Raw genomic sequence first — 25,550 nt, forward strand, 5'->3', positions numbered from 1 at the left:
CGCGGCGTCCCCACCACGGCGTCCACCACGGCGTCCACCGCGTCATCCACCGCGTCGTCCATGGGGGCCCGTACCCGCGAGGACCGGTCACGACCACGGCCCGGATCGCCCCGATTCGGTAATGCCGCTCCGCCGTGCGGCGGGGAATGAAGGAGGGACGGGAAGGGGGACGTCATGCCGGTGACCGAGGTCAGCCATCCGCTGTTCGCCCGCTTCTACACGTGGTTCAGCGGGGTGCTCGACCGGCACGGCATGGCCGCACAGCGCGAGGCGCTGGTGGCCGGGCTGTCGGGCCGGGTGATCGAGGTCGGCGCGGGCAACGGGCTCAACTTCTCCTGCTATCCGCCGTCCGTCGCGGGTGTGCTGGCCGTCGAGCCCGAACCGCGGCTGCGCGCGGCCGCGCTCGACGCCGCCCGCCGGTCGCCGGTGCGGATCGAGGTCGTCGGCGGCCTGGCCGACCGGCTGCCCGCCGCGAGCGGCGAGTTCGACGCGGCGGTGGTGTCGTTCGTGCTGTGCTCGCTGCCCGATCCGGTGGCCGGGCTGCGGGAGATCCGCCGCGTGCTGGCCCCGGAAGGGCGGCTTCGTTTCCTCGAACACGTCCGCGCCGGCCCCGGCGGCTGGGCCAGGGCGCAGGACCTGCTGGACGCGACCGTGTGGCCGTGCCTGACCGGCGGCTGCCACACGGGCCGCGACAGCGTGGCGGCCGTCGAGGCGGCCGGCTTCACCGTCGGGCCGCTGGAGCGCTTCGTCTTTCCCGGGGGCGTACGCAGCCCCATCTCCTTCTGCGTACGCGGCGAGGCCCGGCCCTGAGACCTGGACCTGAGGGCCCGGCCGGGCCGAACGGCTCAGCGGGAGTCCGGGCGGCTCGCGAGGGCGTCGTACCGGCGGAACGCGGGCACGGCGAAACCGGCCAGCAGGACGAGCACGGCGCACACCAGGCCGCCGCCCGCCCAGGAGGGCACGAGCCCGAAGGCGTCCGCGGTGGCGCCCGCCCGCAGGTCGCCCAGGCGGGGCCCGCCCGCGACGACGACCATGAACACCCCCTGCAGGCGCCCGCGCATCTCGTCGGGCGCGTAGGTCTGCAGGATCGTCTGCCGCCACACGGCGGAGGCGAGGTCGGTCGCGCCGCCGATCGCCAGCAGCGCCACGACCAGCCACAGCGGCTGCGCCAGCGCCGCCGCGGCCACCGTGACGCCCCACAGGGCGATCACGAGCGTGAGCGCCACCCCCTGCCGGCGCACCCGGCCGACCCAGCCGGAGAACACCCCGGCGACGACCGCGCCGATCGCGATGCTCGCCGACAGCCAGCCGAACGCCACCGCCGACCCGCCGAAGCGCTCCGCCGTCAACTCGGGGAACAGCGCCCTCGGCATCGCGAACGCCATGGCGATGATGTCCACCACGAACGACATGAGCACGACGGGCCTGCTCACCACGTACGCGAGCCCGTCGACGACCGACCTCAGGCCCGGCCGGGCGATCTCGCCGACGGGCGCCAGCGCCGGCAGCCGTACGGCCGCGTAGAAGCCGGCGCCGAATAGGACGGCGTCGATGAAGTACGCGGTGGCGTAGCCGCCCTTGGCGAGCACCACCCCGGCCAGCAGCGGCCCGACCACCGTGCCGATGCTGCTGACGAGGAAGTTGAGCGTGTTGGCCGCGGGGACCCGCTCGGTGGGCACGATGCGGGGAATGATCGCCCCGCGCGTCGCCGAGGTCACGGCGAAGCCGATCGACTGCAGGGCGATGACGGCGAGGATGAGATGGACGCTGCCGATCCCCGACCAGGCGTGCACCAGCAGGGCGGCGGTGGACAACCAGGCCACCACCGAGCCGGCCAGCAGGAGCCGGCGGCGGTCCACCGCGTCGGCGACCGCGCCGCCCCACAGGCCGAAGACGACCAGCGGGACGAGGCTCACCGGCCCGAGCAGGCCCACCCACAGGGACGACCCCGTGAGGCTGTACACCTGTCCGCTCACGGCCACCGAGGTGAGCTGGAAGCCGATGAACGAGACGCCCTGTCCCACCAGCAGGCGCCGGTACGCGGGAATGCTCAGGGGCCGGGTGTCGAGGGCGACACGCCGTAGAACTGCCTGTACCCCCGCCACCCGCTACCTCGCCGATCTGGGCATATCGAACATCTCGCGTACTTTACTCCGGCCCGCAACGCGACCCGCAGGAGGCTGGCGCCGCTCCTCGCCCGGAGCGCCGCGCCTCCCGGGGCGACGGACCGCGCACCGGGCCGACGCGGGCGGCCGAGAACGCGAGGCTGAAAGTTTCGGAAAAAACGCCGATATCGTGCGGCGAAGCGCCCGGCGAGCGGAGCGTCGTGGGCACGGAGTCCCGAAGGTTGCGCGCCAACCCGTCCGCGCCCGTTCGCGCCCGTACGGTCCCGACCCTGGCCGAAATTTCCATCGGCCATCCGAAACTTCAGGCGGCGAGCGGCGCTGTGCTGCCCCGGACGACGAGGCTGGTGGTGAGTTCCAGGCGGTTCTGCGGCGGGGTCTCCCCGCGGGCGAGTGCGACCACCATGGTCGTCGCGGCGGCGGCCATCTCGGTGAGCGGCTGACGCACCGTGGTCAGCGCGGGGATGAGCCACTGCGCCATCGGCACGTCGTCGAAGCCGACCACGCTCAGGTCGTCCGGGATGCGTATCCCCATCTCGTGGGCCGCCTGGTACACGCCCATGGCCTGGGCGTCGTTGAAGGCGAACACGGCGGTCGGGGGCCGGGGCATGGCGAGCAGGGAACGGGCGTGCGCCAGGCCGTCCTCCACGCTGAAGTCGCCCTGCCGGACGAGCGCCGGGTCGGTCGGCACGCCCGCGGCGTCCATCGCCGCGCGGAACCCGTCGAGCCGCGCGCGGCTGGACAGGGCGTGGGCGGGGCCGGTGATGAGAGCGATGCGCCGGTGCCCCAGCTCCAGCAGGTGCCGCGCGGCCGACAGCCCGCCGCTCCAGTTGCCCGCCCCGACCGAGGGCAGCTCGTGCCCGGGGTCGCCGGTGGGATCGACCAGCACCAGGGGGATGTCCCGCGTCCTGAGCTGCTCGCGCTGGGCCCCGGTGAGGCCGGAGAAGACCACGATCACGCCGCAGGGGCGGCGGCCGATGACACCCTCGATCCAGCCCCTGGCGGGAGGCCGCTGGTCCTGCAGCTCGGAGACCACCACCGCCAGGTCGTGCTCGCGCGCGACCTGCTCGACTCCCTTGATGACCTCCATCGCGTACGCGCCCTCCAGCTCGTGGAAGACGAGTTCGACGAGAGGGGCCGCCGTGGGGCGCTTCTTCTGACGACGGTATCCGTGCTCGCGGATCAGGTCCTCGACCAGGGCGCGGGTCTCGGGGGCGACCTCGGACCTGCCGTTGACGACCTTGGAGACGGTCGCGGGGGACACCCCCGCCAGCTCGGCGATCTGGGCGATGGTCAGCGGCCGGGAGGGCGTGCGTTCCGGAGGTGTCGGCTCCCTGGTCGTCGTCATGGCCGCAGTTTAGCGCCCAATTTTCGGTCACTCATCCGAATGTTTCGGATATCTCACGTCCGATTCCTTGACGTGTTCCGGCGCATCGACCTAGAGTCCACATAAACTATCGGTCCTAATCTGGAAACTTTCGGTCTTCCGGCCCCACGCGGTGGACCGACAAGCAAGGGATGTCATGACATTCGTAGACGCGCCGGGCATCGCGCCCTGGCGGGACGCCGAGCGGCCTCTCGACGAGCGCGTGGAGGCGCTGCTGGCCGAGATGACGCTGGAGGAGAAGGTCGCCCAGCTCGGTTCGGTCTGGGTCGACATCTCGACCGCCGGATCCCAGGCGGCGTCGGGCAACGTCGCCCCGTTGCAGGACCTGTTCATGAAGGACGGCGCGAACCTCGACGACCGGATCCGCGGCGGAGTCGGTCACCTGACCCGCGTGTACGGCACGGCGCCCGTGAGCCCGGCCGAGGGCGCGGCCGGGCTGCGCTCACTGCAGGAGCAGGTGGTGGCGGCCAACCGGCTCGGCATTCCCGCCATCGCGCACGAGGAGTGCCTGACCGGGTTCGCCACGTACGGCGCGACCGCCTATCCCACGCCGCTGGCCTGGGCCGCGACCTTCGACCCCGCGCTCGTGGAGCGGATGGCCCGGGCGATCGGGGACGACCTGCGGGCCGTCGGCGTCCACCAGGGCCTGTCCCCCGTCCTCGACGTGGTGCGCGACTACCGGTGGGGCCGGGTCGAGGAGACGCTCGGCGAGGATCCCTACCTCGTCGGCCAGATCGGCGCGGCGTACGTGCACGGCCTCGAGAAGGCCGGGATCATCGCGACGCTCAAGCACTTCGCCGGCTACGCCGCCTCACGGGCGGGCCGCAACCACGCGCCGGTCAGCATCGGCCCCCGGGAGATGGCCGACGTCATCCTCCCGCCGTTCGAGACGGCCATCCGCGAGGGCGGCGCCCGGTCGGTCATGAACTCCTACACCGACGTCGACGGCGTCCCCGTCGCCGCCAACGCCGACCTGCTGCGGCGCGTGCTGCGTGACGAGTGGGGCTTCGACGGCACGGTCGTGGCCGACTACTGGGCGGTGCCGTTCCTCGCGATGAACCACCACGTCGCCGAGGACGAGGCGCACGCCGGCGTCATCGCGCTGCGCGCGGGCATCGACGTGGAGCTGCCGGAGACGGTCGGTTACGGCGAGCGCCTGGTCGAGCGGGTGCGGGCGGGCCAGGTGCCGGAGTCGCTGGTCGACGAGGCGGTCCGCCGGGTGCTGGTGCAGAAGATCGAGCTGGGCCTGCTGGACGGCGGGCCGCTCGTGCCCGAGGGCGCCGGAGACGTCGACCTGGACGGCCCCCGCAACCGCGACCTGGCCCGCACCGTCGCCGAGCGGTCCGTCGTGCTGCTGAGCAACCCCGCCGGCGTGCTCCCGCTGGCCGCCGGCACGTCCGCCCGGATCGCCGTCGTCGGCCCGTGCGCCGACGACCCGCAGACCCTGCTCGGCTGCTACGCCTTCCCGAACCACGTGCTCGACCGCTTCCCCGACCACGGCATGGGCCTGCCCATCGCCCCCGTCCTCGACGGCCTGCGGGCCGAGTTCCCCGCCGCCGACCTGCGGTTCGCGCGGGGCGCGGACGTGTCGGGCGACGACACCTCGGGCATCGCCGAGGCCGCCGCGCTGGCCGCGGAGTCCGACCTCGTGCTGCTGTTCGTCGGCGACCGGGCCGGTCTGTTCGGCAACGGCACCTCCGGCGAGGGCTGCGACGCCGCCCACCTCGGCCTCCCCGGCGTCCAGAGCGAGCTGGCCGAGGCGGTCCTGGCCACCGGCACGCCGGTCGTGCTGGTCGTCGTGTCCGGCCGGCCGTACGCGGTGGGCCCCTACGCCGGCCGGGCCGCCGCCGCGCTTCAGGCGTTCCTGCCGGGCGTGGAGGGAAGCGCGGCGATCGCGGGGGTGCTCAGCGGCCGGGTCGAGCCCTCGGGCCGCCTGCCCGTCCAGATCCCCGGCTCCCCGTTCGTCAACCCCTCCACGTATCTCCAGCCGCCTCTGGGCCTGCGTACGGACGGCATCTCCGTGTCCGACCCGACCCCGGCGTTCCCCTTCGGCCACGGCCTGTCGTACACGACGGTCCGGTACGACGCGCTGACGACCTCCGTGGAGCGGTGCCCCACGGACGGCGCGGTCGAGGCGCGGGTGACCGTCACCAACACCGGTCCCAGGGTGACGGAGGAGGTCGTGCAGCTGTACGCCACCGATCCGGTGGCGCTGGTGGCCCGTCCCGTCGCGCAGCTCGTGGGCTTCGCCCGGGTGCCGCTCGCGCCCGGTGAGACCCGCGAGGTGGTCTTCGACGTGCCGGCCGACGCCTTCTCCTACACCGGCCCCGACCTGCGCCGGATCGTCGAACCCGGCGTGATCGCGCTCACCGCCGGCCCGTCCGCCGACGACCGCCCGCTGCGCGCCGAGATCCGGCTGACCGGCGACACCGTCGTGCTCGGCCGGGCCCGGCGGCTCACCACGCACGCGCGGATGCCCGAACCGGCCTCCTGACCGTGACGGGCGGCAGGCGGGCGGCATACGGGCGGCAACGTCGTCCGCCTGTCGTCCGCCTGCCGGTCTCCCCTGCCCGGAGCGCGCGCCGCTGCTCCTTTCTGTGTCAGACGATATGCATCACCCCCGTGGAAGGAGCCTCCCCGTTGGCCCGGACCGACCTCGACGCGCTCGCACTGGACGCGCTCACGCTTGAGCAGAAGGCCGCGCTGCTGTCGGGCCGGGACTTCTGGACGACCAAGCCGCTGGAGCAGGCGGGGATTCCCTCCATCGCCCTGTGCGACGGGCCGCACGGCGTCCGCCGGGAGGCCGGCGGCTCCGACCATCTCGGCATCAACGACAGCATGCCCGCCACCTGCTTCCCGCCCGCCGTGGCGGTCGGGTCGAGCTGGGACCCCGAGGTGGCGGCCCGGATCGGCGCGGCGGTAGGCCGGGAGGGCCGGGCCCTCGGCGTGGCGGTCGTGCTGGGCCCCGGTGTGAACATCAAGCGCTCGCCGCTGTGCGGGCGCAACTTCGAGTACTACTCCGAGGACCCCCTGCTGTCGGGCGTCCTCGGGGCGGCGCACGTCGCCGCGCTGCAGGCCGAGGGGCCGGGCGCGTCGGTCAAGCACTTCGCCGCCAACAACCAGGAGACCGAGCGCATGCGGGTCAGCGCCGACGTGGACGAGCGCACCCTGCGTGAGATCTACTTCCCCGCGTTCGAGCGGGTGGTCACCGAGGCCAGGCCCGCCACCGTCATGTGCTCCTACAACCGCGTCAACGGGGTCTACGCCTCTCAGAACCGGTGGCTGCTCACCGACGTCCTGCGCCGCGAGTGGGGCTTCACCGGCGTCGTCGTCTCCGACTGGGGCGCCGTCCAGGACCGGGTGGCGGCGCTGGCCGCCGGTCTCGACCTGGAGATGCCGGGCACCGGCGGCGCGGGCGACCGGCGCGTCGTGGAGGCAGTCCGCGCGGGCGAGCTCGACGAGGCCGTGGTGGACGCGAGCGTGCGCCGCGTCGCCGCCCTCACCGCACGCCACAGCGGCGTGTCCGGCGCGTTCGACGCCGACGCCCACCACGCGCTCGCGCGTGAGCTCGCCGCCGAGTGCGCCGTGCTGCTCAAGAACGAGGGCGGCGCGCTCCCCCTCACGGCGGGCGCCCGCATCGCCGTGATCGGCGAGTTCGCGGTCAGGCCCCGGTTCCAGGGCGGCGGCAGCTCCCACATCAACGCCACCCGGGTCGACGCCGCGCTCGACGCGATCCGCGTCCACGCCCCGGACGCCGTCTACGCCCAGGGGTTCTCGCTGGACGGGACGGGCGACGACCGGGAGCTGCGCGAGGCGGCGGCCGAGACCGCGGCGGCCGCCGACGTCGCCGTCGTCTTCGCCGGTCTGAGCGAGCGGGAGGAGTCCGAGGGGTTCGACCGGGAGACCATCGACCTGCCCGCCGTCCAGGTCGAGCTGATCCGCGCCGTCGCCGCCGCGGCCCGCCGTACGGTCGTCGTCCTGTCCAACGGCGGCGTCGTCTCGCTGGAGGGCTGGCACGACGACGTGGACGCCGTCCTCGAAGGCTGGCTGCTCGGCCAGGCCGGCGGCTCCGCCGTCGCCGACCTCCTCTTCGGTGTCGTGAACCCCTCCGGGCGCCTCGCCGAGAGCATCCCGTTCCGGCTGCAGGACACGCCGAGCTACCTGAACTTCCCCGGCGAGGCCGGGCACGTGCGCTACGGCGAGGGCGTCATGGTGGGCTACCGCTACCACGAGACGGCCGAGCGGCCCGTGCGCTACCCGTTCGGCCACGGGCTGAGCTACACGACGTTCGCGACCAGCGGCCTCACGGTCGTCCGAACGGGCGACTACACGGCGACCGTCACCGTGACGGTGACCAACACCGGCAAGCGGGCGGGCAAGCACGTCGTGCAGGTCTACGTCGCCACCACCGCGGGTCCCGTACGGCGGCCCGCCCGGGAGCTGCGGGCCTTCGCCAAGGTCGCGCTCGCCCCCGGCGAGTCGCGCGCGGTCACCCTCCCCCTCGGCCGGCGGGCGTTCGCCTACTACGACGTCCCGCTCGGCCGGTGGGTGGTGGCGCCGGGCGACTACACGATCCAGATCGGCGAGAACGCCTCGTCCGTCGTGGCCGAGACGACGATCGGCCTCGACGGCGACCCCGCCGTCCCCGTGGTGTCGCTCGACTCGACGCTCGGCGAGTGGCTCTCCCATCCGCACGCCGGGCCGGCTCTCCTCAAGGTCCTCACCACCGGGAGGAGCGAGCGGCCCGCGGAGCACGACGCCGACGGGCTGCGGATGGCCTCGTCGATGCCGATGGGACGGTTCCTGACCTTCGCCGGCATCGACCTCCCCCGCGAGACCCTGCGGGAGCTGGTGCGCCTGGGCGGGCCCGCGGCCTGACCCGCTCCCCTCGCGGGGCGATCCCCGCGGGCCCGGCGTCCGCCTCCCCGGCCCGGCGCGACGCGGTCGTCCCGGCCGCGGCGGAATTCGGCGACAGCCTTATCTCCTATTCGTCCGGCTCCCAAAACAGGCGAATGTTGCATTCCTCCTGAAACTACGGTGGATTCGGGGCCGATTCCCTTACTTGACCGCTCCGAGCATGCGGCTCATACTCCGCCCAGGACTGATTCCTCGGGGGAATAAAAGGAGTGTCGCGATGACGGCCAGGAAGCCGACCGTAATCCTGTCCCTATCCGTGTTGACGCTCGCGGCCCTGGCGGCACCCGCGCCCCCGGGTTTCGCGCAGGCGATGGCACGGACCTCGGCCACCGCCGGCGACCCGCCGCCCGACGACGGAACGGCGGTGGAGGATCCGGAGGACACCCTCGCCGATCTCACGTTCGTCAACGGCGTGCGGGTCGTGTTCTCCCACAGCCCGTCCTCCCAGGATTACGGGCTCCTCCAGAAAGGACACGGAGAGCGGAACGCGCCGGTCGTGCCCGTTCCGCTGGACAGCATGCTCGACGCCTACCTCGCCGCGACTCCGCGGAACCTGCCGATTCCCCGGTTGCTGCTGGACGAGCCCCGAGACGACTCGGTTCCGCCGCCGGACCTCCAGGGCCGGACGGTGACCGCCTCTCCCGTCGTCGCCCGCGAGCTCGCGGTTCCCGCGTCCGCCTCCCGGGTTTCCACGGCCGCACAGACGCCCACATGCTATTCGGGGTACTTCTGGCATCCGGACTGGAGCGATTCGGCCATACCCGGGAGGGCGCCCAAATCGTACTATTCGGCGGACTTCGGCGGCAAAGCGCGCTATACAAATAGTTTCGTCTACAACTGCACCCCTGCGGGGTCACCGAGCTACCTGTACGCACGGCACCGGATTTATTACCGGAACGCCTTCGGCAACTACGTCAAGCAGTTCGACAGCCAGGTGCCGCCGGACGACTGGGAAGTGAAGACCAAGGGATCCGTGATGCGTTACCGGATGGCCGCCTACAGCGACGGCTGGAATTCGGACCCCAACTGCGGCGGCGGTACGTGCAAATACCACCGAGAGGGCTTCTTCGGCTCCTGACGCGAGGGCACGCCGCCCGGCGAGGTCACCTGGACGACCCGACGCCGGCGAAGCGCGCCTCGATTTCCTCGGGGGTCAGCCCGAAGCCGGACAGCTCGTACCGGTGGGACGGCCGGGCGTCCCCCGAACGGCTCTCCTCGTGCAGGCGGGCCATGGCCGCGCGGGCGGCGTCGCCGAGCGGCAGCCCGAAACGGGTGTAGACCGCCTCGGCCGTGCCGAGCGGGTCACGGACGAACTCCTCGTAGTGCACGTCGAAGAACCGCGCCGGATCGTGCCGGGCGCGGGCGGCGCGGAAGCGGTCGAGGCCCCGGCTCCACAGGCCGAGCTGGTCCCGCCCGATCACCGCGCCGGTGAACGCCTCCGACCACCCGGAGGTCGCCCGCGCGGCGAGGCTGCACATCGACGCCATGGCGGTGACCGGGTCGCGGTGGGTCTGGACGACCAGCGCGCCGGGGTATACGTCCATGATCGCGTCCAGGGCGAACAGGTGGCTGGGGTTCTTCAGCACCCACCGCCGGCCGGGGCCGCCCAGCCCGATGAGCTGAAGGATCCGGCGGTGCCGCTCGTAGGCGGGCGTCCAGTCCTGCGCCGCCAGCCAGGCCGAGTACGCCGGGAGGTGGGCCAGGCACTCGAAGGAGACCGACCGCATCGACTGCTGGAGCAGCCGCCAGCATTCCTCGACCATGTCCGCCGACATGTAGTGCACGCCCATGAACTCCGGATGGCGCACGTGGTGCCGCTCGTACGCGGCCTGGGCGGTCCGATACTCCGGGTCGTCCGCCCACGCCTCGCGCGGCGGCCTCGGCCGGGGCGCGCCGGTCAGCCACAGCTCCAGCCCCTGGTTGGCGGGGTCGGCGGTCAGCAGCCGGTGCAGTGCGGTGGTCCCGGTGCGCGGCAGCCCGGTGACGAAGATCGGCCGCTCGACCGGCACGTCCGCGTGCTCCGGGTGCCGCCGCCACGCCTCCTCGCACCGCAGCCGGGCGGTCAGCGCGCCGCGCAGCATCGCGCGGGCCGCCCGGGCGCCGGGCGGGGTGAGCGCCGCGTCCCCGACGTACGACTCGAGCAGCACCCCGAGGCCGTCGAGGTAGGGATCGTCCCCGAAACCGGTCAGGCCGGTGGCGCCGCTCGCCCAGGCGTGCAGGTCCTCGATCGTGCCGATGTCGTCGCGTCCCGTGCTCATCCGGTCGCCTCCGCGGGCTGCTGGGAACTGTTCAGTGGTGCCATTCGCCGCAGTTGACGTCGAGACACTGGCCGGTGACCGCCCGCGCGAGCGGGGACAGCAGGAACACCGCGGCGTCGGCGATCTCGTCGGGCTCGGGCAGCCTGCGCAGGTCGAGCGCGGCCGCGGTCTCGTCGTACACCTGCCGCACGGGGACGCCGCGCCGCCGGGCGAGGGCCTCGAAGTAGCGCTTCAGGTTGTCCGCCCAGATGTAGCCGGGCGCGAGGCTGTTGACCCGCACCCCGCGCGGCCCGAGCTCGGTCGCCAAGGTCTGGGCGAGGGCGAGCAGGCTCGCCTTGGCCATCTTGTACACCCCGAAGGTGCGCCGCGAGTGCCGCAGCACCGCCGAGTTGACCATCACGACCGAACCCGCCCGTTCGGCGAGCGCCGGCGCGAAGAGCTGGGTGAGCCGCAACGCGGCGAGCACGTTGGTCTCGAAGGCGGCGCGCACCGCGCCGAGGTCCACGTCGACGAGGTCGGTCATCGGCGGCATCGCGAAGGCGTTGTTGACCAGGCCGTCGACCCGGCCGCAGCTTTCCAGCGCCGTGGCGAGCAGCCGCCGCCGCGACGCCTCGTCGGTGACGTCGGCCGGCACCGGCACCGCGCGGCGGCCGAGCCGGGCGACCTCCTCCGCCACCGCGGCCAGCCGATCCTCCCCGCGGGCGGCCAGCACCACGTCGGCCCCGGCCGCCGCGCACCGCAGCGCCAGGCCGCGCCCCAGCCCGGGCCCGACCCCCGAGATCACGACGACCCGGCCCTCCAGCGGCATCAGCCGAGCATCCTTCGGGCGACCGCGGCCTGCCGGGCGGCGATCCGGGCCGTCCACTCCTGCGGGCTCACCCGCTGCCGGTCGTGGTAGGGCAGCCGGGACGGCAGATCCTCGAACCGCATGACCTCCACTTCCGGGCCGTCCTCGGGCCCGAGCGGGCGGGTCAGCCGCTGCCAGCGGATCTGCAGGTAACCGCGGCGGTGCCCGGTGCGTTCGAGCCAGTTGGCCAGCCCGGGGTCGCGCTCGCCGATCACATAGCGGATCCTGCCGTCGGGGTCGTGGCGGGCCTGGTCGGCGGTGAGGCTGGTCTGGTGGTTGATGTAGTCCAGCGAGACGTACCACATGCTGCCGAGCTGGAACCCCTGGTAGGGAGCGACGTCGCGGCCCGCGGCGGGCACGGTCACGACCATGACCTGGTCGTCGTCGAGGTCGTAGTGGCCGACCGAGGAGTACTGCGTCGCGAGGCCGCCCGGGGTGGGCCGGGGCTCGGTCATCGTGTTGACCGGCAGCGTGAGGTAGTGCCGTTCGGGGAACGCGAGGAACGTCCGCAGCCGCCCCAGCAGCATCCTCGCGGCCACCTCGTAGCGCTTGGAGATCCTGTCCACGGCCGGGGGCGGGGGCGCCGACCCGAGCGTGTCGGCGCGGTGGATGCGGATCTCGCCGGGCCGCTCGGCGTCCCAGCCGGAGAAGACCTCGCGAACGATCAGCATCGCCGCGCCGGGTCCCAGCGTGTGGCGCGCCCCCGTGCCGGCCGGACCGAAGCGCAGCTCGTACGACCCGTCCGGAGCGATCTCGATGTCGCGGTCGTCGAAGGCGGTGAGGCTGCCGGGCGACCGCGCGGGCGAGTAGTCGCCGTCGAGCACCTGGAAGCTCAGGTCCGCGGTCGTCCCCCGGCGGCCCGTGACCACGTATTCGGCGTCGTCCCGGATGTAGGCGTGGAAGTAGAGCGTGTCGGGGTTGTCCAGGCCGAGCTTGGCGTACGGGCCGGTGGAGGCGGCGAAGAAGGGGAAGTCGCGGTCGTAGGCCCACGTCATGTGCAACGCCGCCTTGATGCCGCCCGCCAGGTAGTCCAGCCCCTCGGCCAGGTCCTGCTCGGTCCGTACGTGCCGGGCGGAGCGGATGATCTTCTCGGCCTCGGCGATCGCCAGGGCGAACGGTTCCGTGGCCATCGGACTCCCTCCGCCGCGCGGCGCTGACGATGACCTTGCTCACCGTGAGAGTAGAACGCGTTCTAGACACGGTCAACGGCACGGCCGGAAGGAGTCAGGACGCCGCCCAGCGGTTCGCGGTGAACCGGAGGCCGGGCAGGTCGTCGAGGGAGACCGTGTACTCGTACGTCCGGCGGTAGCCGGTGCCGCTGATCCGCCAGCGCCCGTCGGAGCAGCGCCGGTAGGTGTCCTCGTAGTAGGCGGATCCGCGGATCATCAGGCGGTGACGCGGGATGAGCACGGTGTCGTCGAGGCACCAGGTGCCGCTCGCGTCGTCGCCGTCGATCTCGATCTCGGGGTGACCGGCGAGGTGCGTCGTGATCACCTCCGGCCCGAGCCTGGCGCGCATGTAGCCGACGATGGCCGCGCGCCCGTCGAACCGCAGCGGGTCGCCGGCGACCGGATTGTCGAAGGCCGCCACGGCGTCGCCGGTGAGCGTGTCGGCGAAGTCGTCCCAGCGTTTGAGGTCCAGGCAGCGCAGGTAGCGGTACTTGGTCCGGCGGATCTCCTCCAGCGCGATCAGATCCATGCGCCCCAGCATGCGCGAGCGCGGAACGGCTGACAAGAACGCGTTCTAATCAGATTTCGCATGGCCGTTCACGGAATATTCGAGGCATATTCGCTTGACTGACCTTGGAAAGGCATGACTACATCTCAGTCATGATCAACAGGCTGATTCGGAATCATTCACACGGTCGACGCGCGGCCGTTCCACAGGCACATCGGAAAGGGCCGTCGACCACCCGGCTGAAACGCCGGGTGCTCGCCTTGGGCGGGGCCGCGGCAGTCGCCGCCGCCCTCGTCGTCGTTCCCGCGCCTGCGGCATCGGCCGACGACTCTCTCACGGAGATCGGCATCACGCAGACAGGCGACCTGGTCGCGGGCGGCGGCAAGATCTTCGTCTCGGGTGGCGACCGGATCGCCGTCACCGATCCCGAGGGAACCCTCATCGGCGCCGTCACCGGCCTGTCCGGCGCGGAGGGCCTGGCCATCACGCCGGACGCCACGCGCCTGTACGCGGCACTGCGCGGGTCGAACGAGGTGGCCGAGATCGACACCGGCAGCCTCACCGTCACCCGGCGCTTCGACCTCGCCGAGGACAGGTGCCCGACGCATCTTTCCCTGTCCGGCGACCGCCTGTGGGTCGGCTACGGCTGCGCGTACACGACCTACCACATCGGCGTCGCCTACCTCGACCTGTCGGCGGCGGCGCCGGAGCCGGTCCGGTTCCGGGTCTCACCGATGAGTGATGCCCCGCTGGTCGCCGCCGCCGGGAACACGCTGGTGGTCGGCGAAACGAGCACCTCATCAGGCAACCTCGAGGTCTACGACCTGAGCGGATCCGTCCCCGTCAAGCGCGGCGAGATCCCCGGCCGCTTCTCCTCGTACATGACCGGCGCCCTTTACGACCTGGCTCTCACGCCCGACGGCTCGACGGTCATCCCGGCCTTCGACTACCCGGGCCAGTACGACGCCTGGGACACCACCACCCTGACGAAGGTCCGCAGCTACGGCGCCGACGAGCCGAGCGGTGACAGGGACAGCCCCACGGTCGTCGCCATCAGCCCGGACGGCGCGCAGATCGCCACCAGCGGCCGCTTCTACGGGAAGGTCAAGCTGTACGACACCGCGACGACGGCGAAGCTCTACACCGGCCGAAGCCCGGCGCAAAGCGTGATGCCGGGCACTCTCGCCTTCCTGGGCGACACCGTCTACGGCGTGGTGGGTTTCGGTTGCCCGGCGCCGCAGTACACCTGCGGGTTCAGACTGTGGCGACTCGACCGCGCGGCTCTTCCGGGATCCACGCTCACCATGACGGCCCCGGCCGACGCGGTCGCGTTAGAACCGCTCACCGTGACCGGCCGGCTCACGCTGACGGACGGGTCCGCCCTGGCCGCCAAGCCGCTCACCGTGACCCGCCGGCTGCCCGACGGCACCAGCGCGACGCTCCCGGCGGTGACGACCGCCGAGGACGGCGCCTTCACCTTCACCGACATCCCGCCGGTCGCCGGGACGTTCACATATCGCGTGCTCTGGGACGGCACCGAGGACACCCGGTGGAGCGCGGATTCGGCGACCGTCGCGGTGGCCAAGTACCCCACGTCCATCACCTTGACCGGACCGGCGAACGGAACCGTCGGCGTTCCTCTTGAGATGCACGGCACGCTGGACATCGGCCCGCCTCCCGCCGGCGACGACGCCGTGGTCCTGATCCATCGCAGGATCGTCAGCGACAACAGGGCCAGGACCATCGTGCTCACCACGGTGTCCCCCGGCGCCGACGGGTCGTTCACCTTCACGGACACACCTGCGGAGGCCGGCACGTACACCTATGGGGCCGAGTGGAAGGCGGACCAGGCGACTGTCTACGCGGCGGCCAAACACCAGCTCAAGGTGACGGCAGCCGGGTGACCGGACCTCGCTCCCGGGGAGGTCACGAACGCGGATCGACCTTGGCGATCACCTTCTCGGCGAAGCGCTCCAGGTGCTCGATCTTCCGGCTCAGCGGCTCGGTGTCGGGCCCTTTCACGTACGGCCTGCGGAAGCCGACGATCACGTCGGTGACGCCCTTGTCGGCCAGCCGCTTCACGCCGTCGGCGGTGTAGGCGTCGGGGGAGATCACGTGGATCTCGAAGGGCCGGTCGGCGGCGCCCTCCCGGGCACGCAGCGCGGCGAGCCTGGCGAGCAGCGCGTCCAGTTCGGCGGGGTCGCCCCCGCCGTGCATCCAGCCGTCCCCGAGCCTGGCCGCGCGGCGCAGCGCCCCCTCGCTGTGGCCGCCGACCAGGATCGGGATCGGCTCGGCCGGGACCGGGGACATCTTGACCGCCGGCAGGTCGTAGAACTCGCCGTGGTACTCGAAGTAGCCGCCGCGCGTCAGGCCGCGGACGATCTCGACGGCCTCGTCCATGCGTCTGCCCCGCCGCTCCCACGGCACGCCCATCACGGCGTAGTCCTCCGGCCACGGGCTGAGCCCGACGCCGAGGGCGAGGCGTCCGCCGGTGAGCCAGGCGGCGGAGGCGGCCTGCTTGGCCACCAGCACCGGCGGGCGCACGGTGAGCTTGAGGACGAACGGCGTGAACCGGATCGCCGAGGTCACCGCCCCCATCGCGGCGACCAGGACGAACGTCTCGACGAAGCTCTTGTCCTCCAGGAACTCCCGGTCCCCGTCCGCCGTGTACGGGTACCTCGCGTCCGACTCCCGGGGATAGACCAGGGAGTCGGCCACGGTCATGCTCGCGTACCCCGCCCCCTCCGCGGCCCGGGCGAGCGGCAGGTAGTACGACGGGTCGGTCATGGCCTCGGCATACGTGAAACGCATACCCCGGAGCGTACGAGAACCCGTTCTATTTCTGAATCCCCGGCACGACCGCGGCCGGCGCGTACGAGGACATCCGACATTGCCGATTGTCGGATCGGGTGGTCAAAATCGGCGGACGTGTCTTTAGGATGGTCGTCGTCGCGTGCCGCGGACCGGACCCGAGCAGTGGAGGGCAGAGCGTGCACGAGGAGGCTCCCGCGTGGGTGGTGGACCCCGGCACGCCGAGCGTGGCCCGGATGTACGACTACTACCTGGGCGGCAAGGACAACTTCGCGGCCGACCGCGAGGCGGCGCAGAAGATCATTTCGATCCTGCCCAACGCCCGTGAGGTCGCCCGGACCAACCGCGCCTTCCTCGTGCGGGCCGTACGGCACCTGGCGCGCTCGGGCGTCCGGCAGTTCCTCGACATCGGCACCGGGCTGCCGACGCAGGAGAACGTCCACCAGGTCGCGCAGGCCGAGGCGCCGCAGGCGCGGGTCGTCTACGTCGACAACGACCCGATCGTGCTCGCCCACGCGCGCGCCCTGCTCGCCGACAACCCCCGGTCCGTCGTGGTCGAGGGGGACCTGCGTGAGCCGGAGTCCGTCCTCGGCCACCCCGAGGTCCTCGCCCACCTCGACCTCACCCGGCCGATCGCGTTGATCATGCTGGCCGTCCTCCACTTCGTGACCGACGACGCGGAGGCGGCCGACGTCGTCGGCGCGTTCCGCAAGCCGCTCGCCCCGGGCAGTCACCTGGTGCTCTCCCACATCACCCACGGCGACCTGGACGATGACGCGGTCAGGCGGGGCCGGGACGTCTACACCGCGACCACCGCGGGCGGCATCGTGCCCCGCACCGCGGCCCGGGTCCGGAGCTTCTTCGACGGCCTCGACGTGCTGGAGCCCGGCGTCGTGCCGCTGCACCTGTGGCGGCCCGATCCCGCGCAGCGCCGATGGGACGGCATGCCCGGAGGCGCCATCATCGGCGGGGTCGGTCGCGTCACCTGAGGCCGCGCGGGCCTGGAGGCCTCACTCGCCCCTGCTCATGACCAGGATCAGCCCCTTGACCGACGCGTCGTCCTCGTGGAGCGCCGCCAGCGTGACCGCGAGCCGGACGGGACGGCCTCTGCGGTTGAGGGCCTCGACGCTCACCGCGTCCCCCTGACCGTCCGCGGCCGGCGCGCCGTCCAGAACGCGCCGCGCCACGGGCAGCAGCGGGTCGAGGGGCAGGATGTCGAGTGAGGGCAGGTCGCGGCCGTCGGCCTCGTCGGCGCGCAGCCCCCACAGCTCCTCCGCCCCCGGGCTCCACAGCAGCACCCGCAGGTCCCGGTCGACGACGACGACCACGTCGCCGAGCGAGCGCACCACGGAGGCGACGAACTGGCCGGCCCGGTCGAGCTCCCGTGTCCGGACGTCGAGCGTCTCGTTGATCTGCTGGAGCTCGTCGTTGCCCGACTGGAGCTCCTCGTTCATCGTCTCCAGTTCCTCGTTGGTGGACTGGAGTTCCTCGTTGGTGGTCTCCAGTTCCTCGTTGGTGGTCTCCAGCTCCTCGTTGAGCGACTGCAGCTCCTCGTACGCGTGCTCGAGCTCCTTGTTGGCCTGCTCCAGTTCGTCTCGGAGCCGGCGGTAGCGGGTGACGTCGTGGAAGTTGATCGTGACTCCGACGAGTTCGCCGGTCCTGTCCATCAGCGGGACGACGGCGACGTCGAAGACGCCCGGCTCCTTCGCGCCGGGGCGCTGCCAGGTGACGTCGTGCAGCTCGACCGTGCGCAGGTCCAGCTCGGCCTGCTCGACCAGCGACCGCAGCTCGACGGGCCGGTAGGACACCTCGAGATCCTGGAACGGGCTGCCCACGTCGCGGGCCTGCAGGCCGAACATGACCTCGGCGCGCGTGTTGAGCAGGGCGAGCCTGCCCGCCGCGTCGAGCGTGATCTGGGCGACGGGACCGGAGGCGAGCGCCGCGCCTCGCAGCCGCGCAAGACGCGTGTTCTCCTCCGGCTGGGCCGCCGGCGCGTTCCAGCCGATGCGCGTCCCTCCCACAGGCTGGGGGATCTTCCTGAACAGGCGCATGCGCAGGTCCACCGGCTCGAACTTGTCGCTGTGGTCGAGCAGCATCTCCGCCGTGCCCAGGAAGAGATAGCCGGGGTCGGCGAGGGCGAAGTGGAACTTGCGGACGATGTTCTGCTGGGTCTCCGCGTTGAAGTACATCAGGGTGTTGCGGGCGAGCAGCAGGTCGACGCGGGAGATCGGGGCGTCCTTGGTGAGGTCGTTGCGGCCGAAGATGAGCTGGCGGCGCAGGTCCCGGCGGAACCCGAAGCCCGCCCCCGCCGGCTCGAAGTACTTGTTCCGCAGCCCGGGGGGCATGTCGGCGACCTTGCGCTCGTCGTAGACCGCCGTACGGGCCGCCTGCAGGGCCCTCTCGTCCAGGTCGGTGCCGTAGATCTTGACCCGCTCCCGGAACTCGTCCAGCCCCAGCTCCTCCGCCAGGGCGATGGCGAGGCTGTAGGCCTCCTCACCGGTGGCGCAGCCCGCGCTCCAGGCCCGGATCGGCCGGCCGCCGCCCTTGGCCGCGAGGACCGCGCGGACGGCCCTGTGCCGCAGGACCCGCCAGGCCTGCGGGTCGCGGAAGAACGCGGTGACGTTGATGAGCAGGCTGTCGAAGAGGATCGCGAACTCGCCCGGTTCCAGCTCCAGGTAGTCGCGGTACTCCCCCGTCGTCTCGAGCTTGAGCGCCTCCAGCCGCCGCGCGATCCTGCGCTGCAACGTGCTGCGCTTGTACCCGGTGAAGTCGAACCCCCGGGTCTCCTTGAGCATCAGCAGGAGGTCGTCGAACTCGCGTTCCTCGCTGGTGACCATGGGTCCACGCTATCGCCGCTCGTCGCTCTGGGTGGCCGGGGCGGGCGCCTCCCGGCCGATCTGACGCGTTCCGCCGCACTCCCGCGCGGTCCATTCCGCTATGCCGCGTACGGAGGACACCGCCGGCCGCGTCGTCGCGGCGATGGCCGCGCGCGGCATGCCGTCGAACGGGCTCTCCTCGGGGTCCTGCACGGCCACCAGCCCGCCGCGGCGCTCCACCTCGGCGCATCCCCGTGCCCCGTCGTCGAGAGTGCCGCTCAGGATGACGGCGAGGGTCCGCGGGCCCGCGAAGGCGGCCGCGCTGAGGAACAGCGGATCGGCGGCCGGGCGGTGCCCGTTGTGCCGGGGCCCCCGCGACAAGCGGACGGCACCGTCGTCCACCAGCAGGTGAAGGTCGGGAGGGGCCGCGTAGACGCGCCCGTGCCGCAGCGGCTCGCCGTCCTGCGCCGCGGCCGACCGCAGCGGTCCGGCGCGATCGAGGATGCCCGGCAGGGCGCTGCCCGCACGCGGTGAGATGTGGAGGACGACCAGGATGGAGGCGGGCAGACCGGCGGGAAGGTTGCCGAGCAGCGTCCGCAGGGCCTCGATGCCACCCGCGGACGCGGCGACGACCACGACGTCCCGCCGGACGAGCGCATCCATGTCCGCCCCATATCCTGGAACCGCCGGAGCCATGCGGAGCGCTCGGAAAATGCGATCGCCCGGTGCCCGGCTCCCCGCCGCAGGCGGGGTAAGGAGGCCACCCATGAATCTGTGGGTGAAGGTGACACAGCGTGAGTCGGACTCCGCCGTGGTGAGCGTCAGCGGAGAGATGGACCTCTTCAGCTGTCCGAGGCTCGAAGGGATCGCCACGGGGCTGATCGGGGACGGCCGCGTGCACCTGGTGCTCGACGCGGTCCGCCTGAAGTTCTGCGACCTCGCGGGGGTGCGTGCGCTCGAGCGCGTGCACATCGCCGCGGCCGGGGCCTGCGGGGGCCTCATCGTCTGGGCGAGCCGCCCGCTGGGCCGGCTGCTCGCTCTCCTGTGGCCGGAGGGACGGCCGGACCGCCCCGCCGTCGTGCGCGCCGCGCCCATGGCGCCCCTGGAGCGGCGGCTCGTGCTGCTGCCGGGCCGGGGCGAGGGCTTCGGCCGGCCTCGGGTGGCGCCCGTACGCCCCATGGCGGCGGTGCCCCGCACGTCCGGGCAGGACCGGGAGACGCTGCTGGAACGCTCGCGACTGCTGCGCGAGCAGGCCCGCACACACATGGCGACGATGCGGAAGAGGGCGGAGTCGATCTGCGCGGGTCTGGCGGACGCTCAAGAGCGTCTCGCGGCCCTTCACCACGCGCTCGCGGAGCGGCCGTGTTCCGGCCTGTCCTGCGACGGGGACTCCCACCTGGCGAAGGCGGACGGATTCCGCCGCCAGGCCGAGATCTTCGCCTGCCACTGAGCCCTGTCGGCGCGGCGCCGTCAGAGCGCCAGGGCGCGCCTCCGGAGCGCCGCTTGGCTCGCGGCACGGCGGCGCATCTCCGCGAGCACCTCCAGAGGGCCGGCCAGGAGCCGGGAGAAGGCCAGCTCGGCGGCGCCGACCAGCGTGACGTCGTCTCCGAGCGCCGACACGCTCAGCCGCACCTGCTCGCGGGAGATCAGCATGGCGTTCGTCTCCACCCTGCCGCGGACCTGCGCCTCCGAACCCGGGTACACGTCCCGCAGCATCCCCCCGAAGATCACCATCCCGGGGTTGAAGAGGTTGATCAGGTTCGCCACGCCGATGCCCAGCCAGTCGCCGATCCGGCGCAGCGCCTCCTCCGCCGCCGCGTCCCCGTCCGCGGCCGCCTCCACCACCGCGCGTACGCCCTCGCGCCCGCTCAGCTCGCCGGAACGGCCCGCGGCGTCGATCAGGGCGTGCTCGCCGACCTCGGCCTCGAGGCACCCGCGCGAGCCGCACATGCAAGGCCGCCCGTTGTACGGGTTCACCATCATGTGCCCCAGCTCGCACCCATAGCCGCCGTCGCCGTCCAGTAGCTTGCCGCCGACGATGATCCCGCCGCCCACGCCGACGTCGCCGTGCAGGTAGATCAGGTTGTCGTAGCCGCGGCCCACGCCGCGGTCGCGCTCGGCCAGCGCGCCCAGGTGAGCCTCGTTGCCGACGAGCACCGGCAGCCCGAGCCGGGCGCCGAGCTCGACGCCGAACGCCTGGTCCACCCAGCCGATGTAGGGCCCGTACCGTACGGTGCCGTCGGCGGGCCGGATCATGCCGCAGTAGGCCGCGCCGACCCCGACGCACACCGAGCCCGGCCGGGCGCCGCGCCGCAGCTCGCGGCCGAATCCCGCGAGCACGCCGACGACGTCCTCCAGGTCCGCGCCCGCCCGGGGTCTGACCGCCTCCCGGCGGTCGAGGATCTCGCCGCCCAGTCCCACCCGGGCGGCGACCAGGCGGTCGACGCGGACGTCGAAGGCGAGCACGTGCGCCCGGTCGCGCTCCGGACGGACCACCAGCGACGGCCGGCCCGCCCTGCCGGTGTCCCCCGGCAACTCCTCGCCGACCAGGCCCGCCGCGGACAGCTCGGCGGTCAGCGCCATGATGGTGCTGCGGTTCAGGCCCATCCGGTCGGCCAGCTCCGAACGGGACAGCGCACCGGACAGGTGCACGTGCCGCAGCAGATCACCGAGGTTGCGCCGGCGAATCTCCTCTTGGGACCGACCGGCTTTCGACATCGCGCGCAATCCTGACGACTCGGGGTGATCCTCGTTGACGGGCCGTGGACAGAGGAGGGGACGCGTTCGCCCTTCCCACTGTCGAGGTTACCAACGGAGGCGTCCGCGGCGGAGTCCCGCGTCCGTTACGGGCACCCGGCCGCGCGCCGTCCGCGGACCCGTTCCCCGTCCGCCGGGAGAGCCCGCCCGGTGCCGTGCCTTCGCCTCCGGACTGGCCGCCGCTCCCGTCCGGGGCGACGCAGCCGGGACCGGGGCCCGCCCGGCCACACCGCCCGCGTACGGCACGCCGAGCGCCTGCGCGATGTCGCACCCGCGGTTACCCCTGCACATCGCGTTCTGGACGCCGGTCCCCCCGTTCGCGACATTGATGGAGACCTGCTGCGTGCCGCGGCTGCTCGTGGTGTTCGAGGCGGTGAGTCCGGGCCCGGCGGCGGCCCGCTCGCTCGGCGCGGTCCGGAACCCGGACTCCTGCCGGCGAGGCGTCTCCCGCCCGTGGCTGCGCGCGTCCCCGGCGGCGGGGCCCGCGGCGGCCAGCACCGCCGCGACCGACGCGCAGGCGAGGAGACCGAGACCGATCTTCCTCGAAGCCGTCCTGACATACCACCGACACTTCATCGCGCGCTCCCGTGCTTTGGGCGGCCTTTTTCGCCCAGGCCGCCCCCAGGCTAGTGACGCGCCGCTTTTCCTCGCCCGGCGCGCGCGATGTCTTACGGCATCCTTGCCATATCAGTCAGCACGACTCTCCCATTCGTGGAATTGCCGGCCCCGGCTATCCCCGATCACCAGCCGTTCGAGGTGATGGGCATGTTCTGCCAGATCTTGCAGAGCCTCGGGCCCGGGCCGCAGAAGGCGCCCTGAGTGCTGATGCGTCCGCCGTTCGTGATGCCGGTCTGCTGCTGGCCGATCATGAAGGTCGGGGCGAACACGCCGTTGAGGTTCTGGTTGAACCTGCCGTTGCCCGACTTCGACTGCCGGGCCCTGGCCGACCCGCCGGACGCCACCTGCTCCCCGCCACCACCGCCGTGACCAGTGAAGACGTGCGTCGCACCACGACGCGCGGAATGCGTGGCGGTGCTCGCGGCCGCGCTCACGGCCTGGGCCGCGGCGGTCCACGCGATCGTGGCCGCGAGAGTGGCCAGCGTCAGGCGGCGGGCCGTCAGAGCCCGGAGCGACCGCGAGCGGAACGTACAGCGGCGAGACATCGTGGAACGCACCTACCTACCAAGGCCATCCGGCGTGGGCTTTCGCGGAAACGAGCAACGCCGACGTCATACCCCGTGTCATGGCCTCGGCCTCGCTAATGCCGAGCGCGGCATGGATGATGACGCATTTTTTGTCGCTATGCCTTTAGACCCGACATTCGACGCTTATACCGCTATGCAGATAAATGTCCGGCCTTGTGGGATTCATTCGCCGACGGCGTCGAGATAGACCCAGGCGCCTTCGTGCCGGACGAAGCGGCTCCGCTCGCGCATCTCGCCGGGCCGTCCCCGGTAGACGTAGTGGGCGCGGAAGGTGACGGTGCCCTCCGTGTGGATCGGGCTCCCGCCGGTGACCGCCTCGATTTCCAGCCCGGTCCAGCGCATGTCCCGCTCGAACTCGACCCGCGCCGGGCGGGTGGCGGGATGCCAGGTCCGCAGCAGGTACACCTCGTCCTCGACGGCGAACGCGCAGAAGCGCGAGCGCATCAGCGCCTCGGCCGTCGGTACGGCACGTCCCTCGTGGAACCGGCCGCAGCACTCGCCGTAGGCGGCCCGCAGACCACAGGGGCAGGGCTCGCCGGCGCGCTGCGCACGGCGGGAAGCAGGGCTCACCCCGCGAGGCTATCGCCCCCGGCCACCGGCCACGCGCCCCGGATCGCCACCCAGCGCCCGAACCGGAAAAATTCTGAAAGTTGCTGCAAGCTCTTGCACAAGAGGTGGCAGCTAAGTAACTTCCAGGCAACACCTGGGAAACCCGACGGAGGCCCCGATGGTGTGCCAGTCTCCCCGCGGCGCGAGGGCGCCGCCCCCGCCCCGTCCGTGTTCCGGCCGCCGCACGACGTCGACCGTCCGCGCCGCCCCGGACAGCCCCGCGCGTCCGCGGCACCGCGTGCGCCTCTCACAGGCGTGCGCACGAAGCGGGCCGGGTGTCGGCTCCACCCGGCCCGCGTTCAAGGGATCCCGAATCGATGTCCTGGAGACCCCTCTATGCGACTGTACAAAGCAATCGTCGCGGGCGCGCTGTCCGCGACCGTGGCGGCCGGCGCCGCGGTGACGCTGCCCGTGCTCACCGAGACCGCCGCCGGCGCCGCGACCGGCCCCGGCGTGACCGCGAACCTGTGGAACTGGAACTGGAGATCGGTGGCCAGGGAATGCACCGACGTCCTGGGCCCGGCCGGGTACGGCTCGGTGCAGGTGTCCCCGCCCGCGGACTCCATGTCCAAGGGCGGCTCGGTGTGGTGGGACGTCTACCAGCCCGCCCGCTACGTCCTGACCAGCAAGTTCGGCGACGAGACCGCGTTCAGGAACATGGTCGCCGCCTGCCACGCCGCGGGCGTGAAGGTGCAGGTGGACACCGTCATCAACCACATGACCGGGCAGGGCTCCATCAGCTACGGCGGCTACTCGTTCGGCAAGTACGACTATCCCGGCCTGTACTCCTCCTGGGACTTCCACTCCCCCACCTGCGGCATCAACGACGCCGACTACGGCAGCGACGCCTGGCGGGTGCAGAACTGCGAGCTCGTCGGCCTGTCCGACCTCGACACCGGCTCCGGCTACGTGCGCGGCCAGATCGCCGCGTACATGAACAGGCTCACCGACCTCGGCGTGGACGGCTTCCGCATCGACGCCGCCAAGCACATCAGCCCCGACGACCTCGCGGCGATCCGGTCCAGGCTCAAGGGCTCGCCGTACATCCACCAGGAGGTCATCCAGGGCGCGAACGAGGCGGTCCAGCCGAGCCAGTACACCGGCATCGGCGACGTGGACGAGTTCGTCTACGGCCGCAAGCTCAAGGAACAGTTCACCGGCCAGATCAAGTGGCTGCGGACCTTCGGCCAGAGCTGGGGCCTGTCGGTGGGCGACGACAAGGCGGTGGTCTTCGTCGACAACCACGACACCGAGCGCAACGGTTCCACCCTCAACTACAAGCACGGCGCCGCCTACAAGCTGGCCAACGTCTTCATGCTGGCCTGGCCGTACGGCAAGCCCAGCGTCTATTCCTCCTTCACCTGGAGCGACGGCGAGGGCGGCCCGCCGTCGGCGAACGGCGGGTTCGTCACCGACACCGACTGCTCCGGCGGCCGGTGGACCTGCTTCGACCGCGAGATGGCGGGCATGGTCGGCTTCCACAACACGGTGGCCGGCACCCCGGTCGCGAACTGGACCGACAACGGAGGCAACCTGATCGCCTTCAGCCGCGGGAGCAGGGGCTGGGTGGCGATCAACAACGAGAGCGGCGGCGTCACCCGCACCTTCACCACCGGCCTGCCGGCCGGGACGTATCCGAACGTCGCGGGCGGCGGCTCGGTGACCGTGGACGCCGCGGGGACGGCGACGGTGACCGTGCCGGGCAGGAGCGCCGTCGCCATCCGCGTCGGCGCCCAGCCCTCGCCCACGGTGACGCCGACCGGCGGCGACACCGCCACCGTCTACTACTACACGGGCTGGAACCCGGCCTACATCCACTATGGCGTCAACGGCACCTGGACCACCGTCCCCGGCGTGGCCATGGACGCCGCCTGCTCCGGCTGGAGGAAGAAGACCGTGAACCTCGGCACGGCCACCGCCTTCCAGGTCACCTTCACCGACGGCTCCGGCTCCTGGGACAACAACAACGGCAGGGACTACACCCTGGGCACCGGCACCAGCACCGTGAGGAACGGCGTGGTCACCGGTAACGCCGCCAACCCCTGCTAGATCCCGTCGGCGCGTCCCGGCCCGGGCCGGGACGCCTCCCGTCCGGGGCGGGCGGGAGGCGGCGGCGAGGTCCCCGGCGTCGGCGGTCCTGGTG

Annotated in this window: 20 protein-coding genes; 8 read left to right on the top strand and 12 right to left on the bottom strand. The window is 72.3% G+C overall.

The annotated features are described in order from the left end of the window. Window positions 1-174 precede the first annotated feature (174 nt). Entirely contained in the window at window positions 175-810 is a 636-nt protein-coding gene (locus AB0J39_RS18215; RefSeq protein WP_363465879.1) for a class I SAM-dependent methyltransferase, read from the top strand. A 35-nt stretch (window positions 811-845) separates the two neighbouring features. Here AB0J39_RS18215 and AB0J39_RS18220 read toward each other — a convergent pair whose 3' ends face one another. Further along, window positions 846-2,105 carry an MFS transporter gene (locus tag AB0J39_RS18220; RefSeq protein ID WP_363465882.1) on the bottom strand — a complete coding sequence of 420 codons (1,260 nt, stop codon included), beginning with the start codon at window positions 2,103-2,105 and terminating at the stop codon, window positions 846-848. Between the two features lie 322 nt (window positions 2,106-2,427). Beyond that, window positions 2,428-3,471: a LacI family DNA-binding transcriptional regulator gene (locus AB0J39_RS18225; protein WP_363465884.1), complete on the bottom strand. Its 1,044-nt coding sequence runs from the start codon at window positions 3,469-3,471 to the stop codon at window positions 2,428-2,430. A 175-nt stretch (window positions 3,472-3,646) separates the two neighbouring features. On the opposite strand from AB0J39_RS18225, the gene AB0J39_RS18230 reads away from it, so the two are divergent. The 3 genes from AB0J39_RS18230 to AB0J39_RS18240 all read left to right on the top strand — a co-directional run bounded on the left by AB0J39_RS18230 (window position 3,647) and on the right by AB0J39_RS18240 (window position 9,505). Beyond that, entirely contained in the window at window positions 3,647-6,004 is a 2,358-nt protein-coding gene (locus tag AB0J39_RS18230) for a glycoside hydrolase family 3 N-terminal domain-containing protein (protein ID WP_363465886.1), read from the top strand. A gap of 146 nt (window positions 6,005-6,150) precedes the next feature. Then, entirely contained in the window at window positions 6,151-8,388 is a 2,238-nt protein-coding gene (locus tag AB0J39_RS18235) for a glycoside hydrolase family 3 C-terminal domain-containing protein (protein WP_363465888.1), read from the top strand. Between the two features lie 256 nt (window positions 8,389-8,644). Further along, a complete protein-coding gene (locus AB0J39_RS18240) occupies window positions 8,645-9,505 on the top strand; it encodes a hypothetical protein (RefSeq protein WP_363465891.1) in 861 nt (286 codons plus the stop codon). A 25-nt stretch (window positions 9,506-9,530) separates the two neighbouring features. On the opposite strand, the gene AB0J39_RS18245 is transcribed toward AB0J39_RS18240, so the two are convergent. The 4 genes from AB0J39_RS18245 to AB0J39_RS18260 form a co-directional block, all read right to left on the bottom strand. After that, the gene (locus tag AB0J39_RS18245; RefSeq protein ID WP_363465893.1) at window positions 9,531-10,685 is read right to left on the bottom strand and encodes a sulfotransferase; all 1,155 of its coding nucleotides are present in this window, start codon (window positions 10,683-10,685) and stop codon (window positions 9,531-9,533) included. Between the two features lie 31 nt (window positions 10,686-10,716). After that, window positions 10,717-11,493, bottom strand: coding sequence for an SDR family oxidoreductase (locus tag AB0J39_RS18250; RefSeq protein WP_363465896.1), 777 nt, complete (start codon window positions 11,491-11,493; stop codon window positions 10,717-10,719). Then, window positions 11,493-12,662, bottom strand: a complete 1,170-nt coding sequence (locus AB0J39_RS18255) for a hypothetical protein (RefSeq protein ID WP_363465899.1) — start codon at window positions 12,660-12,662, stop codon at window positions 11,493-11,495. Before AB0J39_RS18255 ends, AB0J39_RS18250 begins: the two co-directional genes overlap by 1 nt. Window positions 12,663-12,756: 94 nt before the next feature. Continuing rightward, window positions 12,757-13,230 (bottom strand): nuclear transport factor 2 family protein, encoded by a 474-nt coding sequence (locus tag AB0J39_RS18260; protein WP_363465900.1) that lies wholly within the window; start codon window positions 13,228-13,230, stop codon window positions 12,757-12,759. A 239-nt stretch (window positions 13,231-13,469) separates the two neighbouring features. Here AB0J39_RS18260 and AB0J39_RS18265 point away from each other — a divergent pair, with 239 nt between their 5' ends. Beyond that, window positions 13,470-15,113: a WD40 repeat domain-containing protein gene (locus AB0J39_RS18265; protein WP_363465903.1), complete on the top strand. Its 1,644-nt coding sequence runs from the start codon at window positions 13,470-13,472 to the stop codon at window positions 15,111-15,113. A gap of 22 nt (window positions 15,114-15,135) precedes the next feature. On the opposite strand, the gene AB0J39_RS18270 is transcribed toward AB0J39_RS18265, so the two are convergent. After that, window positions 15,136-16,020, bottom strand: coding sequence for a TIGR03619 family F420-dependent LLM class oxidoreductase (locus AB0J39_RS18270; protein ID WP_363465906.1), 885 nt, complete (start codon window positions 16,018-16,020; stop codon window positions 15,136-15,138). Between the two features lie 179 nt (window positions 16,021-16,199). Here AB0J39_RS18270 and AB0J39_RS18275 point away from each other — a divergent pair, with 179 nt between their 5' ends. Next, complete coding sequence (locus tag AB0J39_RS18275) at window positions 16,200-17,009, top strand: SAM-dependent methyltransferase (protein ID WP_363465908.1); 810 nt, start codon at window positions 16,200-16,202, stop codon at window positions 17,007-17,009. 21 nt (window positions 17,010-17,030) lie between these two features. Here AB0J39_RS18275 and AB0J39_RS18280 read toward each other — a convergent pair whose 3' ends face one another. Both AB0J39_RS18280 and AB0J39_RS18285 read right to left on the bottom strand, forming a co-directional pair. Continuing rightward, complete coding sequence (locus AB0J39_RS18280; RefSeq protein WP_363465911.1) at window positions 17,031-18,857, bottom strand: CheR family methyltransferase; 1,827 nt, start codon at window positions 18,855-18,857, stop codon at window positions 17,031-17,033. 9 nt (window positions 18,858-18,866) lie between these two features. Next, on the bottom strand, window positions 18,867-19,499 hold the full coding sequence (locus AB0J39_RS18285; RefSeq protein WP_363465912.1) for a chemotaxis protein CheB: 633 nt from the start codon (window positions 19,497-19,499) through the stop codon (window positions 18,867-18,869). A gap of 103 nt (window positions 19,500-19,602) precedes the next feature. On the opposite strand from AB0J39_RS18285, the gene AB0J39_RS18290 reads away from it, so the two are divergent. After that, on the top strand, window positions 19,603-20,286 hold the full coding sequence (locus tag AB0J39_RS18290) for an STAS domain-containing protein (RefSeq protein ID WP_363465915.1): 684 nt from the start codon (window positions 19,603-19,605) through the stop codon (window positions 20,284-20,286). A gap of 20 nt (window positions 20,287-20,306) precedes the next feature. Here AB0J39_RS18290 and AB0J39_RS18295 read toward each other — a convergent pair whose 3' ends face one another. The 3 genes from AB0J39_RS18295 to AB0J39_RS18305 form a co-directional block, all read right to left on the bottom strand. Then, complete coding sequence (locus tag AB0J39_RS18295) at window positions 20,307-21,554, bottom strand: ROK family transcriptional regulator (protein ID WP_363465918.1); 1,248 nt, start codon at window positions 21,552-21,554, stop codon at window positions 20,307-20,309. A 779-nt stretch (window positions 21,555-22,333) separates the two neighbouring features. After that, on the bottom strand, window positions 22,334-22,756 hold the full coding sequence (locus tag AB0J39_RS18300; RefSeq protein ID WP_363465919.1) for a hypothetical protein: 423 nt from the start codon (window positions 22,754-22,756) through the stop codon (window positions 22,334-22,336). Window positions 22,757-22,960: 204 nt separating this feature from the next. Further along, window positions 22,961-23,368 carry a YchJ family metal-binding protein gene (locus AB0J39_RS18305; RefSeq protein ID WP_363465921.1) on the bottom strand — a complete coding sequence of 136 codons (408 nt, stop codon included), beginning with the start codon at window positions 23,366-23,368 and terminating at the stop codon, window positions 22,961-22,963. A gap of 375 nt (window positions 23,369-23,743) precedes the next feature. On the opposite strand from AB0J39_RS18305, the gene AB0J39_RS18310 reads away from it, so the two are divergent. Further along, the gene (locus tag AB0J39_RS18310) at window positions 23,744-25,456 is read left to right on the top strand and encodes a carbohydrate binding domain-containing protein (RefSeq protein WP_363465923.1); all 1,713 of its coding nucleotides are present in this window, start codon (window positions 23,744-23,746) and stop codon (window positions 25,454-25,456) included. Window positions 25,457-25,550: the final 94 nt, after the last annotated feature.

It is taken from the genome of Microbispora sp. NPDC049633 (genome assembly GCF_040675265.1).
In the GTDB taxonomy this organism is placed as follows: domain Bacteria; phylum Actinomycetota; class Actinomycetes; order Streptosporangiales; family Streptosporangiaceae; genus Microbispora; species Microbispora maris.